The sequence below is a fragment of the Rhizobium sp. UGM030330-04 genome, from assembly GCF_003208455.1.
GTDB lineage: Bacteria > Pseudomonadota > Alphaproteobacteria > Rhizobiales > Rhizobiaceae > Agrobacterium > Agrobacterium rhizogenes_A.
Genome location: NZ_QKML01000009.1, coordinates 181,089 through 196,561 on the forward strand (window position 1 = coordinate 181,089; position 15,473 = coordinate 196,561).

Annotated in this window: 13 protein-coding genes; all 13 read left to right on the forward strand. The window is 61.0% G+C overall.

Translation table 11 applies throughout. The annotated features are described in order from the left end of the window. Entirely contained in the window at positions 1–702 is a 702-nt protein-coding gene (locus N434_RS15585; protein ID WP_110759125.1) for an ABC transporter ATP-binding protein, read from the forward strand. A gap of 2 nt (positions 703–704) precedes the next feature. After that, positions 705–1,592 carry a branched-chain amino acid ABC transporter permease gene (locus tag N434_RS15590; protein WP_065116364.1) on the forward strand — a complete coding sequence of 296 codons (888 nt, stop codon included), beginning with the start codon at positions 705–707 and terminating at the stop codon, positions 1,590–1,592. A gap of 1 nt (position 1,593) precedes the next feature. Beyond that, the gene (locus N434_RS15595; RefSeq protein WP_110759126.1) at positions 1,594–2,601 is read left to right on the forward strand and encodes a branched-chain amino acid ABC transporter permease; all 1,008 of its coding nucleotides are present in this window, start codon (positions 1,594–1,596) and stop codon (positions 2,599–2,601) included. A gap of 75 nt (positions 2,602–2,676) precedes the next feature. Continuing rightward, positions 2,677–4,272: a GMC family oxidoreductase gene (locus N434_RS15600; protein ID WP_110759129.1), complete on the forward strand. Its 1,596-nt coding sequence runs from the start codon at positions 2,677–2,679 to the stop codon at positions 4,270–4,272. Between the two features lie 13 nt (positions 4,273–4,285). Continuing rightward, positions 4,286–5,170: a 3-hydroxyisobutyrate dehydrogenase gene (gene mmsB / locus N434_RS15605; RefSeq protein ID WP_110759131.1), complete on the forward strand. Its 885-nt coding sequence runs from the start codon at positions 4,286–4,288 to the stop codon at positions 5,168–5,170. Continuing rightward, entirely contained in the window at positions 5,167–7,122 is a 1,956-nt protein-coding gene (locus N434_RS15610) for an acetoacetate--CoA ligase (protein ID WP_110759132.1), read from the forward strand. Before mmsB ends, N434_RS15610 begins: the two co-directional genes overlap by 4 nt. Before the next feature lie 4 nt (positions 7,123–7,126). After that, positions 7,127–7,912 carry a 3-hydroxybutyrate dehydrogenase gene (locus N434_RS15615; protein WP_110759134.1) on the forward strand — a complete coding sequence of 262 codons (786 nt, stop codon included), beginning with the start codon at positions 7,127–7,129 and terminating at the stop codon, positions 7,910–7,912. Positions 7,913–8,035: 123 nt separating this feature from the next. Further along, positions 8,036–9,076 (forward strand): helix-turn-helix domain-containing protein, encoded by a 1,041-nt coding sequence (locus N434_RS15620; protein WP_286172282.1) that lies wholly within the window; start codon positions 8,036–8,038, stop codon positions 9,074–9,076. Positions 9,077–9,231: 155 nt separating this feature from the next. Further along, the gene (locus tag N434_RS15625; protein ID WP_065116411.1) at positions 9,232–9,537 is read left to right on the forward strand and encodes a hypothetical protein; all 306 of its coding nucleotides are present in this window, start codon (positions 9,232–9,234) and stop codon (positions 9,535–9,537) included. 75 nt (positions 9,538–9,612) lie between these two features. Continuing rightward, complete coding sequence (locus N434_RS15630; RefSeq protein ID WP_065116370.1) at positions 9,613–9,954, forward strand: hypothetical protein; 342 nt, start codon at positions 9,613–9,615, stop codon at positions 9,952–9,954. A 104-nt stretch (positions 9,955–10,058) separates the two neighbouring features. Next, positions 10,059–12,395: a glucose/quinate/shikimate family membrane-bound PQQ-dependent dehydrogenase gene (locus N434_RS15635; protein ID WP_110759138.1), complete on the forward strand. Its 2,337-nt coding sequence runs from the start codon at positions 10,059–10,061 to the stop codon at positions 12,393–12,395. A 372-nt stretch (positions 12,396–12,767) separates the two neighbouring features. Beyond that, complete coding sequence (locus N434_RS15645; RefSeq protein ID WP_110759140.1) at positions 12,768–13,598, forward strand: N-formylglutamate amidohydrolase; 831 nt, start codon at positions 12,768–12,770, stop codon at positions 13,596–13,598. After that, positions 13,595–15,472: a flavohemoglobin expression-modulating QEGLA motif protein gene (locus N434_RS15650; RefSeq protein ID WP_110759194.1), complete on the forward strand. Its 1,878-nt coding sequence runs from the start codon at positions 13,595–13,597 to the stop codon at positions 15,470–15,472. Before N434_RS15645 ends, N434_RS15650 begins: the two co-directional genes overlap by 4 nt. Position 15,473 lies beyond the last annotated feature (1 nt).

Genomic DNA, 15,473 nt, shown 5'->3' on the forward strand with positions numbered 1-15,473 from the left:
ATGGCGGCAATGCTCGAAGTCTCCAACCTGAAATCCTGGTACGGCGAAAGCCAGGCCCTGCACGGCGTCGATCTGACCGTCGGCGAGGGGGAAACCATCACCATTCTCGGCCGTAACGGCGTGGGCAAGACCACGACGCTGCGCACCATCATGGGCATCATCCGCAACCGCAAGGGTGTGATCAAGCTGGGCGGCAAGGATATGATGCCGGTGCCGCTGCATCGCACGGCGAAATACGGCATCGGTTTCGTGCCGGAAGAGCGCGGCATCTTCGCGACGCTGAGCGTCGAGGAAAACCTGAAGCTGCCGCCCGTGGTTGCATCCGGCGGCATGACGCTCGATGAAATCTACGAGCTGTTTCCCAATCTTCACGAACGCCGCACCAGTCCCGGCACGAAGCTTTCCGGCGGCGAGCAGCAGATGCTTGCCATGGCGCGCATCCTGCGCACCGGCGTGAAGGTGCTGCTGCTTGACGAACCGACCGAGGGGCTCGCCCCGGTTATCGTGCAACGCATCGGCGAAGTGCTGCAGAAGCTGAAGAGCCGTGGCATGACCATTGTTCTGGTCGAACAGAATTTCCGGTTTGCAAGCCGCATCGCCGACCGCTTCTACCTGATGGATCACGGCCAGATGGTCGGCAATTTTCCGGTCAGCGAACTTTCCGGCCGCATGGGCGAACTCAACAAGGTGCTGGGGGTTTAACGATGACGATGATCTTCGGCGTTCCAATTCAGGCCCTGCTCGGGCAATTGCTGATCGGCCTCATCAACGGGTCGTTTTATGCGCTGCTGTCGCTCGGCCTTGCCGTCATTTTCGGCCTGCTGCGCGTCATCAATTTCGCGCATGGGGCGCAATATATGCTCGGCGCTTTCGTCGCTTTCCTCGGCCTGCAATATTTCGGCATCAATTTCTGGATGGCGCTTGTCGTCACGCCGCTCGTCGTCGCGCTGTTCGGGGCGATCGTCGAACGCTTCCTGCTGTCGCGGCTTTATGATCTTGATCCGCTTTACGGGCTGCTTTTCACCTTCGGCCTGGCGCTTGTGGTGGAAGGCACGTTCCGCTGGCTTTACGGCGCTGCCGGCCAGCCCTATTCGGTGCCGCGCGAGCTTGCCGGCGGCACCAATCTCGGCTTCATGTTCCTGCCGAATTATCGCGCCTTTGTTGTCGTCATTTCGCTGGTTGCCTGCCTTGCCACCTGGGCGTTGATCGAAAAGACGCGTCTCGGCTCCTATCTGCGCGCTGCCACCGAAAACCCGACGCTAGTGCAGGCCTTCGGCATCAACGTGCCTGTTCTCCTGACGCTGACCTACGCGCTGGGTGCCGGCCTTGCCGGTTTCACCGGGGTTCTCGCCGCGCCGATCTATCAGGTCTCGCCGTTGATGGGCACCAACCTCATCATCGTCGTCTTTGCCGTGGTCGTGGTCGGCGGCATGGGATCAATCATGGGGGCCATCGTCACCGGTTACATGCTGGGCGTCGCTGAAGGCCTCACCAAGGTGTTCTACCCTGAGGCCTCCAACATCGTCATCTTCGTCATCATGGCCTTTGTGCTGCTCATCCGCCCCGCCGGACTTTTCGGAAAGGACGCCTGATATGTCCAAAGCCACCCATAGCCCCACCGCTGGAGCAATGCCGCAGACGGAAGTTTCGACGACTGCCGGAACCATCAAGACCGTGCTCATTCTGGCGGGGCTCGCCGTGCTCATCGCTGCGCCGATGTTCGTTTACCCGATCTTTCTGATGAAGCTCCTGTGCTTTGCGCTGTTTGCCTGTGCCTTCAATCTGCTGATCGGTTACACGGGACTGCTGTCCTTCGGCCATGCGGCGTTTTTTGGCGGGGCCGCCTATTTCACCGCCTATTCGGTGAAGGAATGGGGCGTGACGCCGGAGATCGGCCTTGTCATCGGCATGGCGGGGGCGGCCCTTCTCGGGCTCGTCATCGGTTTTGTCGCCATCCGCCGTCAGGGCATCTATTTCGCCATGATCACGCTGGCGCTGTCGCAGATGTTTTATTTCTTCTGCCTTCAGGCGCCGTTTACCCATGGCGAGGACGGGTTGCAGGGCGTGCCGCGCGGCCATCTCTTCGGCCTTCTCGATCTCAACGCGCCACTCAACATCTATTACACGGTGCTGGCGGCCTTTGTTCTGGCGCTGTTGGTCATCTGGCGCTTCGTCAACTCGCCCTTCGGCATGATCCTGAAATCCATCCGCGAAAACGAGCAGCGCGCCATTTCGCTGGGTTACAGCGTGCAGCGTTACAAGCTCGGCGCCTTCGTCATGTCGGCGGCGCTTGCCGGGCTTGCGGGCGGTCTGAAGGCGCTGGTCTTCCAGTTCGCCACGCTGACCGATGTGACCTGGCAGATGTCGGGCGAAGTGATCCTGATGACGCTGCTCGGTGGCATCGGCACCATGATCGGCCCGATTTTTGGTGCGGGCCTCGTGGTCACTTTGCAGAACTATCTCGCGACATCGGATTTCCCGGTCACCATCATCACCGGCCTCGTGTTCATGGCCTGTGTTCTGGTGTTCCGGCGCGGTCTGATCGGTGAATTTTACGCGTCGCGGCTCGGGAGAAAACTCGGCTTCCAGCACCGCGGCTAGATATTTTTGAAAACACAGGCAAGGCCTCCCCCCGCGTCCGGGACGACGCGGCAAGGGCGGCGTATGGAGAAGAGCATGGGCGAATATGACTATATCGTCATCGGAGCGGGGAGTGCCGGATGCGTTCTCGCCAACCGCCTTTCGAAAGATCCGAACAACCGGGTGCTGCTTCTGGAAGCGGGGGGCAACGATAATTACCACTGGATCCATATTCCGGTCGGTTATCTCTATTGCATCAACAACCCGCGCACCGACTGGTGTTTCAAGACAGCGGAAGAACCGGGCCTTAACGGCCGTTCGCTGATCTATCCGCGCGGCAAGGTGCTGGGCGGCTGCTCCTCCATCAATGGCATGATCTATATGCGCGGCCAGGCGCGCGATTACGATATGTGGCGGCAGCTCGGCTGCGAGGGCTGGGGGTGGAACGATATCCTGCCCTATTTCCTGAAGTCGGAGGATTTTTATCGCGGCAAGAGCGAGATGCATTCCGCCGGCGGCGAATGGCGCGTGGAAAAGGCCCGTGTGCGCTGGGATGTGCTGGATGCCTTCCAGAAGGCGGCGGGCGAGGCCGGCATTCCCGCGACCGATGATTTCAACCGGGGCGACAATGAGGGCGCCGGTTATTTCGATGTCAACCAGCGGGCCGGCTGGCGCTGGAACACGGCGAAAGCCTTCCTGAAACCGGCGCTTGGCCGCAAGAACCTGACGGTTCTGACCAAGGCTCACGTCAAGCGGCTTGTCATCGAAGAAGGCCGCGTTACGGGTGTCGAATTCCACCATGACGGCGTCTTGAAAAAGATGCGGGCGCGGCGCGAGACGGTGCTGTCTGCCGGCGCCATCGGTTCGCCGCATGTTCTGGAGCTTTCCGGCGTCGGCCGTGGCGATGTGCTTCAGGCGGCCGGTATCGATACGGTGGCGGAGGTTCAGGGTGTGGGCGAAAACCTGCAGGACCATCTGCAACTGCGCATGGTCTACAAGGTCTCCGGTGTTCTGACGCTGAATGAAAGGGCTTCCACCCTGTTCGGCAAGGCGAGGATCGGCCTTGAATATGCGCTGACCCGCTCCGGGCCGATGTCGATGGCGCCGAGCCAGCTCGGTGTCTTCACCCGTTCTTCGCCGGAAAAAGAAACCGCCGATCTGGAATATCATGTCCAGCCGGTTTCTCTCGACAAGTTCGGCGATCCGGTTCACACTTTTCCGGCCATTACCGCAAGTGTCTGCAATCTGCGGCCGGAAAGCCGGGGCTCAGTGCATGTGAAAGGACCGGATTTCGCCATGCAGCCGGAAATCCGCCCGAACTATCTTTCCACGGAAGGCGACCGCCAGGTGGCCATCGATTCCATGCGGCTGACGCGCCGCATCGTCGCCCAGCCGGCCTTTGCCCGGTTCAAGCCACAGGAATACAAGCCGGGTCCCTCCTTCGAAAACGACAATGATCTCGCCAGGGCGGCGGGCGATATCGGCACCACCATCTTCCACCCTGTCGGCACGCTGCGCATGGGGTCGGATGTGGAAAGCGTTGTCGATAACAGGCTGAAATTCCGCCGGCTCGCCGGGCTGCGCGTCGCCGACGCATCGGTGATGCCACGCATCACATCCGGAAATACCAATTCGCCGACGATCATGATTGCCGAAAAGGCCGCCGACATGATCCTTGCGGATAATCGCTGAAAGGAGCGCTTCCATGAAGACCGTCGCTTTTATCGGGCTGGGACATATGGGCCTGCCCATGGCCGCCAATCTCGTCAAGGCCGGATATGCCGTTCAGGGTTACGATCTTTCCGAAGCCTGCCGCGCGGCGGCGAGAGAGGCGGGCATTCCCGTTGCTGCGGGTTCCGCAGAGGCCATCGAAGCTGCCGAGGTGATCATCACCATGCTGCCGAAGGGCGAACATGTCGTTTCCGTCTATGGCGATCTGGTTCGGAAAATCCCTGCCGGCACGCTCCTTATCGATTGCTCGACGGTGGATATGGATAGCGCGCTGAAGGCGCATGAGTTGGCCGCTTCCGCCCACTGCCCCTCGGTCGATGCACCCGTTTCCGGCGGCACGGGTGGGGCGGCGGCGGGCACTTTGACCTTCATGTGCGGCGGCGAGGCTGCGGCTTTCTCTGCGGCAAAGCCGGTGCTGGAGGCGATGGGCAAGAGGATCGTGCATTGCGGCAAGGGCGGCAACGGCCAGGCGGCGAAAATCTGCAACAACATGATCCTCGGCATTTCCATGATCGCCGTTTCCGAAGCTTTCGTGCTTGGCGAAAAACTCGGCCTTTCGCATCAGGCGCTGTTCGATGTCGCCTCCACCTCTTCCGGGCAATGCTGGTCGCTCACCACCTATTGCCCGGTGCCGGGGCCGGTGCCGACATCGCCCGCCAACAAGGATTACCAGCCCGGATTTGCGGCGGCCCTGATGCTGAAAGATCTGAAGCTTTCGCAGGAGGCCGCGAGTGGAGCCGGAGCCTCCACCCCGCTCGGCGCAGCGGCATCGACGCTTTATGAGAACTTTGTCGGCGAAGGCGGCGGCGGACGTGATTTTTCCGCCATCGTCGAAATGCTGCGCGGGGGCGAAGCATGACGGACGCCGCGCCATCCGACATCTTATGGGTGCCACCGGAGAAGAGGGTGGAGCGTTCGGCGCTTTTCGCCTTCGCGACGAAAACGGCAAAACTGCACGGGGTGGCCGCCGATGACTATGCCGGCCTGTTGCGCTGGTCCATCGACGCGCCGGATGAATTTTACAATGCGCTGTGGGATGAACTCGGCATTATCGGCACGCGCGGCGAAACCGCGTTCAAACCGGGCGCGACGATAAGGGAGGCCGAGTTCTATCCGGGCGCGAGGCTCAATTATGCCGAAAACCTGCTGCGCGATGCGGATGAACGGCTGGCCATCATCGCCCATCGCGACGACGGCACACGGCGCGAGATAAGCCGCAGAGAGCTTTACGAGGAAGTGTCTCGTATGGTGCAGGCGCTTACCCATGCCGGCGTGAAGGAAGGCGATCGCGTCGGGGCCATCGTCACCCATGATATCGAGGCGATCGTCAGCTATCTGGCTGTCAGCGCCATCGGGGCGATCTGGTCCTCCTGTTCGCCGGATTTCGGCCCGGCGGGAGCTTCCGACCGCCTGTCGCAGATCGGCCCGAAAATCCTCATCGCCGTGCCGGAATATGGTTATGCCGGCAAACGCATCGATGTCGGCCCGACCATCCGCGCCGTGGCGGAAAGTGCGGCTCCTGAAAAGATCGTGCTGATCTGCGATGCCGTTCCCGAAAGCCTTGCCGATCTCGGCTGTGTGACGCTTACGGATTTCGTCGCGCCCTATGCGGCGGGCGAGATTGCCTTCAACCGTCTGCCCGTCAAGGCGCCGCTGGCGATCCTTTATTCCTCCGGCACGACAGGCAAGCCGAAATGCATCACCCATTCCGGCGGCGGTCTGCTTCTTCAGCACATGAAGGAGCTGAAACTGCAATGCGATATTCAGGAAGGGGAGCGCTTCTTCTATTTCACCACCTGCGGCTGGATGATGTGGAACTGGCAGGTTTCCGGTCTGGCGCTCGGCGCAACGCTCGTCACCTATGACGGCAATCCCGGTTATCCCAACCCCGCGCGGCTGATCGATCTCATCGACGCCGAACGGATCGCCACTTTCGGCACGTCGGCGAAGTTTATCGACGCCTGCCTGAAGGCCGGGCTGAAGCCGCGCGAAAGCCACGATCTTTCGTCGCTGAGGACAATTCTCTCCACCGGCTCGCCGCTCATCCCGCAATCCTTCGATTATATCTATCGCGACTGGAAGGCCGACGTGCATCTCGCCTCCATCTCCGGCGGCACGGATATCTGCGCCTGTTTCCTCGGCGGTAATCCGTTGCAGCCCGTGCATCGCGGCGAATTGCAGGGCGCGATGCTCGGCATGGATATCGACACGCTTGATGACGAGGGCCGTTCCGTTCGCGGCGTTGCCGGCGAACTCGTCTGCCGCAATGCGCATCTGTCCATGCCGGTCAAATTCTGGGGCGATGAGGACGGTTCACGGTATCGGGCCGCCTATTTCGACCGGTTTCCGGGCATATGGGCGCATGGCGACTTTGCCGAAATGCGCCCATCCGGCGGTTATGTCATCCATGGGCGTTCGGATACGACGCTCAATCCCGGTGGTGTTCGCATCGGCACGGCCGAAATCTACCGGCAGGTGGAAACCGTGCCAGAGGTCGAGGAAGCCATCGCCGTGGGGCAGGATATCGAGGGCGACCAGCGGGTCATCCTTTTCCTGCGCATGAAGGAAGGTACGGCCCTGACGGAGGAGCTGGAAAAGACCATCCGCAGCCGCATCCGTTCGGGCGCGACGCCACGGCATGTGCCGGCAAGGATCATTGCCGTCAGCGCCATTCCCCGCACACGCTCCGGCAAGATTTCCGAAATCGCGGTGCGCGACACCATCCATGACCGGCCGGTGAAGAATGCCGATGCGCTTGCCAATCCCGAAGCGCTCGAACTTTACCGCAACCTGCCGCAGCTGAAGGACTAGGCCGATGGAGGATCAACCGAAAACCGTGCTCGTCACGGGTTCCACCAGCGGCATCGGGCTCGCCATCGCCAAGCGTTTCGCCGAGGCGGGATTTCTGGTTGCTGTGCATGGCATAGAGACGGCGGAGGAGGCGAGGCAGGCGCTGGAGGCGGTCGCGAAGGTGGCACGGCACAGGCCGGTCTATTTTTCGGCCAACCTCGCAAACTACGACGAAAGCGCCCATCTGCCGGAAACCGTCATCGCCGAATTCGGCCATATCGATGTGCTGGTCAACAATGCCGGCATCCAGAAGGTCGCGCCGATCGACGAGTTCGATTTCGCCGATTTCTCCCGCATCGTCGCTATCTCGCTCGACAGCGCGTTTCACACCATCCATGCGGCCTTGCCGGGCATGAAGGAAAGGGGTTGGGGCCGCATCGTCAACATCGCTTCCGCCCACGGCCTGCGCGCCTCGCCCTTCAAGGGGCCTTATGTCGCGACCAAACATGCGGTGGTGGGGCTGACGAAAAGCGTGGCGCTGGAAGTGGCCGAACTCGGCATCACCTGCAACGCCATCTGCCCCGGTTACGTCTGGACGCCGCTTGTCGCCGCACAGGTTGCCGATCAGGCGCGGGTGCATGGCATGAGCGAGGAGGAGGTGGTGAAAAAGGTGATGCTTGCGCCGCAGCCGACCAGACGGTTTGTGCAACCGGAAGAAGTGGCGGAAATGGCGCTTTATCTTGCGGGCGACATGGCGCGGTCGATCACGGGAACGACTATTTCCATCGACGGCGGCTGGACCGCGAAATAATTTTCGCGCACCCGCCTCCGGCGAACCGTCTCGCCGGCATCCGGCATTGTTAGGCGATTTCAATCCTGTATAGTTTTCGCGGACGGCGGGGTCAGCGCCGTGTTCACGGAACAGCTGATAATAATGAACACAGGGTCTTTTGAAGCGCCGCTGGCGCGCTCGCGCTTCGATACACGTCAGGTGCCGAAACGTGATGCGCTGACGTTGTGGCAGGATTCGATCAACGTGCTGTTTGACGCGCGCCTGCGCAGATCGCCGGATGACGGTTTCTCTGCAAGCGTGGACGCCGCTTTCATCGGCAATGTCGCGCTCGGCCGCACCCAGTCATCGGCACAGGATTTCGACCGTTCGCGCCACAAGCTGGCCCGCGACGGCATGGACGGTTTTCTCCTGCAGTTTTATGCCCGGGGACAAAGCATGTCGCGGCGCGGAACGGGCGAAACCGCCGGTCCGGGAGATCTCTATATCATCGACATGGCGCAGCCCCTCGCCACAGCCACGACGGATCACGATCACCTGAGCCTTGTCGTGCCGCGCCGTCTGCTGGAGGGCAGGCTCATCGGCTCCGGCAATCATCATGAGCGCGTGCTGCCGGCGGGTCTGCCGCTGGTATCGTTGCTGCGGGAAACGATGACGAGCGTTTACCGCCATTTCGATGTCATGACCGCCAGCGACGGCGCGGCCACGGTCTCGCCGCTGCTGGAACTCGCCGCGGCTGCCATCAACAATCACGTTCGGGAGGACAATGCCGAAGGCGTCCAGCGTGCGTTGAGGGCATCCATCCGGCGTTATATCGACAGTCACCTTCTCGATCCTGCCCTTTCAGTGGGGAAGGTCATGGCCGAATTCGGGGTGTCGCGCCGCACCGTTTATCGGCTTTTTGAGCCGCTGGGCGGTTTTTCGGCATGTATCACCCATCGGCGGCTTGAGCGGGCGATGGATTTCCTGCGGTCACCGCAATCGGGCCATATGACAATCGCGGAGGTGGCCGCGACCTATGGCTTCACCAATCCGGAAAACTTCAGCCGCGCCTTCAAAAAGACCTTTGGTCTGTCGCCGCGCCAGCTGCGTCATTTCGCGTCGGAAAGCCGTGACGCCACATCGGATATACTGAAGCCGGACAGCGCCGAATGGACGCGATGGATCGTGCAGCTTGGCCGCTGACAACGGTTTTTGCGGTTGATCTGACACTTTATGCCGGTTTGCTGGCACAATCTGACCATTCGCTGTGGTTGTGAAGCCACGGGGGGTGCACATTGCCGGCGAACATGTCACAGTGGGAACGCTGTTTTAGTTGATATTTATTTCCGACAATCATGATGTTTAGAATTCTTACTTTTCTGGAAATGCTGCCGGTATGGCGCAGCCGCCGCATTGAGGCAAAAAAATACCGGGCCGCCGGCGGACATTTCGAACTCGGCGCGGCACGCGTGCCTTTGCGGCCAAATCAGACCTTTGCCGGCGCGGCGGGAACCGAAACCTTGCCGGATACGCTGCCCGACATGGAAGATGCCGATGCGCGGCAGGCACTTTCCTGGCTGGGGCTTGGGCAGAACTTCAGCGCGGTCGATATGGCTGCCGGCGGCGATCCGGATGTCGGCTGCCATCCGGCAGAATGTAACTGAAGGCGTTCCCGGGCTGTCTGGAACCAAACTGTGACCCTGTGGATTAAATCGACAGGGTTACAGGGAGTAAACGACATGGCCAGAGAAAATGCCAGCTATCTTCACGGTCGCGACGCACCGAAAAGAGAGACGGCAACACGGGCACGGCAAGGGTCCAGCGGACGCCCGGTGCTTGTGATCCTGATTGTCAGCTTTCTTCTTGCGCTGGTGGTCTGGGCGGTCGTCGAATATTCGGTTTTCGAACCGGATGAAAACCGCCCGCAAAACACGCAGACCGAGACTGCGCCCGTGCCGCAGCAGCCTTCCGGAACGGGAAGCTTCGACAACAATCCCGCCAATGGCGGCGCTTCGCCGCCCGCCTCGACGGACGCAAACCCCTCGCGTCAGGACTCGACGGGGGCGCCGCAGAACCCGTAACGACCATGGCGTGAAATTTTTCACGACAAATGAACAGTTTGTATGGAACCAGATTGGCCCCGATTTCATTTCACGCAAAGTGACAGGAATCGGGGGTTTCATTCATGGCAGTCACCGTCACTGCAGTTGTTCTTACGCTGATCGGCCTTGCGCTGTTCGGTTTCGGCTCCCAGCTGGTGATGCTGGGCGGCAGTTTTTATTATGTTCTTTCCGGACTGGCCTTCCTTTTGACGGCCATTCTGCTGTTCAAGCGCAATCGCGCCGCACTCCATGTCTATGCTGTCTTCATTGTCGCGACGCTCGTCTGGGCTGTCTGGGAAGTCGGCTTCGACTGGTGGCAGCTTGGCCCGCGTGGCGGCCTCATCATTCTCATTGGCCTGTGGCTTCTGGTCCCGTGGGTGAGAAGGCCGCTTGGTTTTGCCAGCCCGACCGGCCTGAATTACGGTCCCAATGCCTGGCCGCTTGCGCTATCGGTTCTCGCTTCCATCGTGGTGGCGGGATATTCCATGACGCAGGATCCGCATGATCAGGCGGGTTCCCTGCCTCAGGAGACGGCGTCCGCGGCGCCGGCCTATGGTGGCAACGTGCCCGATGGCGACTGGCATCAATATGGCCGCACGCCCTATGGCCAGCGTTATTCACCGCTGACCCAGGTGAATGTCGACAATGTTTCGCAGCTCAAGGAAGCCTGGCGTTACCAGACGGGCGACGTGAAGCTGCCTGACGATGTCGGCGAAACCACCTATCAGGTGACACCGCTGAAGGTCGGCAACACGCTTTATATTTGCACGCCGCATAATTGGGCGATTGCCATCGATGCGGCAACCGGCGAGGAAAAGTGGAAATACGACCCGAATGTCGGTCTCAATCCGGACCGCCAGCACCAGACGTGCCGCGGGGTTTCCTATTATGCCGAACCGAATGCCGCCCAAGGCACGGCATGCGCCGAGCGCGTCTACCTGCCGACCTCGGATGCGCGGCTGATCGCGCTTGATGCCGCGACCGGTCAGGTCTGCACCTCCTTTGCCGATCAGGGTGTTCTGCATCTCGAACAGGGCATGAAATACAATCCTGCCGGTTATTATTATTCGACCTCGCCGCCCGTCATCGCGGCGGGCAAGATCATCATCGGCGGCGCGGTGAACGACAACTATTCCACGCAGGAACAGTCTGGCGTCATCCGTGCTTTCGATGTGAACAGCGGTGCGCTGATCTGGAACTGGGATTCCGGCAATCCGGAAAAGACCGAGCCGATTGCGGCGGGCGAGACCTATACCACCAACTCGCCGAACAGCTGGTCGGTACTGAGCTATGACGAGGGCCTTGGCCTCGTTTACGTTCCGCTCGGCAATCAGGTGCCGGACCAGCTCGGTATGGGCCGCAGCGAGAATGTGGAGAAATACTCCTCTTCCATTGTCGCGCTCGACATCAACACGGGCAAGGACCGGTGGGTGCGCCAGACGGTCCATCACGACCTCTGGGACATGGATGTTCCGGCTCAGCCGGTGCTGCTTGACATCACCAAGGACGGCCAGACCGTGCCGGCCCTTGTCGGACCCACCAAGCAGGGCGACATCTATGTGCTGGACCGGCGCACCGGCGAGCCGCTTCTGCCGATCACGGAAGAACCGGCACCGGGCGGGGCGATCCCGGAGGACTTCACCTCCCCGACGCAGCCGACGACGGCCCTGTCTTTCAAGCCGGCGCCGTTGCAGGAAAAGGACATGTGGGGCGTCTCCATGTTCGACCAGCTTGCCTGCCGTATCCGTTTCCATCAGCTGAACTACAAGGGTCGCTATACGCCGCCCTCGCTCAATGGCTCGATCATCTATCCGGGTAATTTCGGCACGTTCAACTGGGGCAGCGTGGCGGTGGATCCGGAACGTCAGGTCATGTTCGGCATGCCGACATATCTTGCCTTCACCTCCAGGCTCGTTCCGCGCGATCAGATCCCGCCGAAGGGGCAGGATGAGAAAGGCAGCGAGCAGGGCTTGAACCGCAATGATGGCGCGCCCTATGGCGTCTTCATGGGGCCGTTCCTCGGTCCGCTGCAAATCCCCTGCCAGGCGCCGCCATGGGGTTATGTCGCGGGTGCCGATCTGCGCACCGGCGATATCGCCTACAAGCACAAGAACGGCACGGTCTATGACATGACACCGCTGCCGCTGCCCTTCAAGGTTGGCGTGCCGGGCATTGGCGGTCCGATGATCACCAAGGGCGGCGTGGCTTTCCTCGGCGCTGCCGTCGACAACTACCTGCGCGCCTATGACCTCACCACGGGCAAGCAGCTGTGGGAAGCGCGTCTGCCGGCCGGCGGACAGGCCACCCCCATGACCTACGCGCTGGATAGCGGCAAGCAATATGTCGTTATGGTTGCGGGTGGCCACGGTTCGGTTGGAACCAAGCCGGGCGATTACGTGATCGCCTACACGCTGCCGTAATTTTCACCGGCTTCAAGACAATAAAAACCGGAATGGGTGACCATTCCGGTTTTTCTTTTGCATGTCCTGAATGGCCTCACGCCGCCTTTTTCCGGGCGGCGGCATTGACCGAAGTCCTGGCGCGCGCCCGTTTGCCGGAGCCACCCAGAGAAAACGGAAAAATCCCGATGTCCTTCAGCGCCATCGCTTCCGTTTGACACGGCGCTTCTCCCAGAACGATGTCAGCTTTCCGGTGTGGTTCCGCAGTTTTTCAAGGGGTGTCATCGCCGGGCGCAAATGAATAGCGCGCAATTTTTACCGGAACAAACGGGCAAGTCGCGCTGTTTTATCCGCGATGCAGGGGCGGCTTACCCCTGATGCAGGGGAGGCGGCATGACAGCCAGACAGAGCGGCGGTGAATACACAGGCAACGATGAACACAGGGGGTTCTGGTCGATCGACTTCGGCCATTCGCCCGTTGTCGGAACGGCCATTCACGACGGTCATTTCATCCGCCCCGACATAGCCGGCCGCATGGCTCTATCCGCCGACGGGCGGCTGCGGGAGGAAGACCCCTTTACCGGACAGATGATCGCGGGGCTGACGAACCGTCTCGTCGTTCACCATTCCCGTTTCGAAATCGATCTCAACCGTGCCGCCGATCAGGCGATCTATCTGAAGCCGGAACAATCCTGGGGGCTTGAGGTCTGGAAGGAGGAGCCATCGCGAGAGGCGGTCCGGCAATCGCTTGATTTTCATGCGGATTATTACGCGATGCTTGAAGCGGTTCTTTCAGCTGTCGAGCGACGGCACGGCGTTTTCGTGGTGCTGGATGTGCACAGCTACAATCATCGCCGGCAGGGCGCTGCCGCGCCGCCGACGGCACAGGCGGAGGCGCCCGACATCAATATCGGCACCTTTTCCATGGATCGCAGCCGCTGGGGCGATATCGTGAGCACGGTCGGGCGCCATTTCGCCTCGGCGACCATCGGCGGACGCCGCCTCGATGTTCGCGAGAATGTCGCCTTTCAGGGCAAGGGCGAGCAGACCCGTTTCATCCATGAGCGTTTTGCCGAAAACGGCTGCGCCATTGCGATTGAGTTCAAGAAATTCTTCATGGACGAATGGACGGGAAAGCCGGATACGCGGGTGATCGCGGATATCGGCGATACGATCGCAGCCCTTCAGCCGGTTCTCGAAGAATGCCTGAGGTCGCGGCGATGAGCGTTTCCTCCGCTCGCAGCGCACCTGCCCCCCTTGCCGATCTGGTGGATGATGTCGTGTCCTGCCTGGCGTCGGGCAAGGCGATCCGCCGTGATCTCGGAAAGGACGGCCGGCTGCATATCGACCGGCCATTGCCGTTCCTCTGTCTGCATCTGACCGGTGGCACGAAAGATCTCGCCGCGCGCGATATCGCCGCTGCCCATGCCTCCTATCTCATCGCTTCCACCATTCAGGAGGCCGCACCGCTGATCAAGGCGGTTGGTGCTGCCATGTGGCAGCGTTTCGGCGCCTTCATCGTTCTCGATATCGGCGAGCTGGAACACGATATCCTGCTGGCGGACGACTCGCCTTTCCTTCCACATTATGAGGTTTCCGTTTCGGCGACCTCGGAACCGGAAACGCAGGAAGCACGGCGGGTCTTCATCAAAGCGGTCTGCGATGCCGAAGTGCGTTTTCGCACGCCGCGCATCACCCGGCCGGAACCGGAATCCGATCCGATCCTCAGGTTTCAGAATGCCGGTCTGGATTTCCCCTGCATCAGCGTGCGGTTTGCGCCGATCTATCGCCAGCCGGAATCCGGTGCCGATTATCCCGGCCTGCGCGAGACGATGATCGCCGATCTTTTCGATGCGGGTCTGCAGGCCTTCTCGTCCTTCTCTTCCGGTATGGATGCACTGAAGGTCACCAGCCACCGGGCGCTTGGCCGCAAGGCCTTTGTCGATGCCGTCAGACGCGCCGACCGGTCGATCGACGATATTGTCTCATCCTTCGATTTTCTTTTGTCCGTCACGCCCATCAACGCCCGCCGGGCCTTCGAGGAATTTCGCGACGGCGGCTTCCAGTTCGCGCCCCGCCTGCTTTACCGACCGCTCGGCGTCGATGTCGAGGAGCAGAAACGCAAGCTCTATTCCGTCGTCTTCGACCATCTGGAAGATCCCGTACTCTATCATCTCTACCGGGAAAAACAGCAGGAAATCGATCTGCAGCTGACGATGCTCGCGAACCTGCATCATCGCACCTTCACCGATTTTTCGCGTGCCTTGTACGGTGCGGTCGAACCGGCGCTCCTGACACTGGCGCTACGCGTACTTGCGGATTGCCCGCGCAGGGAGGAGGGCGGCGAAATCGCCATGGTTGATTGTTACGCCGTCGCCAAAAAGTCACGGGAAATGGTCGAGACCTATCTTGCCGAAGACCCGGAGTTCAAGGCGCGCGTCGAAATTCGCGACGACCTGCCGCCGGGCCTGATGGTGACGGGCGAGAAGCTTCTGATTTCCCGCCATACCGTCATGGAACAGCGTCGTGTCGAGGCGCTGCTGTCGCATGAGATCGGCGTGCATCTTCTCACCTATTTCAACGGCTCGTTTCAGGGGCTGCGGCTCTTCCGCACCGGCCTTTCCGGTTATGAGGGCGTGCAGGAGGGACTGGCGGTGCTGGCGGAATATCTGGCCGGTGGCATGACGCGTGAGCGTCTGCGGTTGATCGCCGGCCGTGTCGTCGGCTGCGCAGCCATGCTGGATGGGGCGACTTTCGTGGAGACCTTCCGCACCATGACCCGCGAGCACGGTTTCGATGAGGCTGGCGCCTTCAACATGGTGCTGCGCATCTATCGCGGCGGCGGTCTTTCCAAGGACGCGATCTATCTGCGCGGGCTGGCTGAAGTGCTGGACCATCTGCGCAGGGGCGGGGCGCTCGATCCGTTCTGGATGGGCAAGATTGCCGCCGCCCATTTTCCGGTGATGCAGGAGCTGGCCCTGCGCGGCCTGCTTCGCCCGCCGGGCGTCAGACCCGCATTCCTGCTGCCCGCCAAGGCCAATGAACGGCTGGAAAAAATACGGGCGGGATTATCCATTGCCGAACTGGCGACATTATAGG

What these genes read in the sequence shown, in the direction of transcription:
- N434_RS15585 (WP_110759125.1), top strand. Translation starts at nt 1, where the DNA reads ATGGCGGCAATGCTCGAAGTCTCCAACCTGAAATCCTGGTACGGCGAA.
- N434_RS15590 (WP_065116364.1), top strand. Translation starts at nt 705, where the DNA reads ATGACGATGATCTTCGGCGTTCCAATTCAGGCCCTGCTCGGGCAATTG.
- N434_RS15595 (WP_110759126.1), top strand. Translation starts at nt 1,594, where the DNA reads ATGTCCAAAGCCACCCATAGCCCCACCGCTGGAGCAATGCCGCAGACG.
- N434_RS15600 (WP_110759129.1), top strand. Translation starts at nt 2,677, where the DNA reads ATGGGCGAATATGACTATATCGTCATCGGAGCGGGGAGTGCCGGATGC.
- mmsB (WP_110759131.1), top strand. Translation starts at nt 4,286, where the DNA reads ATGAAGACCGTCGCTTTTATCGGGCTGGGACATATGGGCCTGCCCATG.
- N434_RS15610 (WP_110759132.1), top strand. Translation starts at nt 5,167, where the DNA reads ATGACGGACGCCGCGCCATCCGACATCTTATGGGTGCCACCGGAGAAG.
- N434_RS15615 (WP_110759134.1), top strand. Translation starts at nt 7,127, where the DNA reads ATGGAGGATCAACCGAAAACCGTGCTCGTCACGGGTTCCACCAGCGGC.
- N434_RS15620 (WP_286172282.1), top strand. Translation starts at nt 8,036, where the DNA reads ATGAACACAGGGTCTTTTGAAGCGCCGCTGGCGCGCTCGCGCTTCGAT.
- N434_RS15625 (WP_065116411.1), top strand. Translation starts at nt 9,232, where the DNA reads ATGTTTAGAATTCTTACTTTTCTGGAAATGCTGCCGGTATGGCGCAGC.
- N434_RS15630 (WP_065116370.1), top strand. Translation starts at nt 9,613, where the DNA reads ATGGCCAGAGAAAATGCCAGCTATCTTCACGGTCGCGACGCACCGAAA.
- N434_RS15635 (WP_110759138.1), top strand. Translation starts at nt 10,059, where the DNA reads ATGGCAGTCACCGTCACTGCAGTTGTTCTTACGCTGATCGGCCTTGCG.
- N434_RS15645 (WP_110759140.1), top strand. Translation starts at nt 12,768, where the DNA reads ATGACAGCCAGACAGAGCGGCGGTGAATACACAGGCAACGATGAACAC.
- N434_RS15650 (WP_110759194.1), top strand. Translation starts at nt 13,595, where the DNA reads ATGAGCGTTTCCTCCGCTCGCAGCGCACCTGCCCCCCTTGCCGATCTG.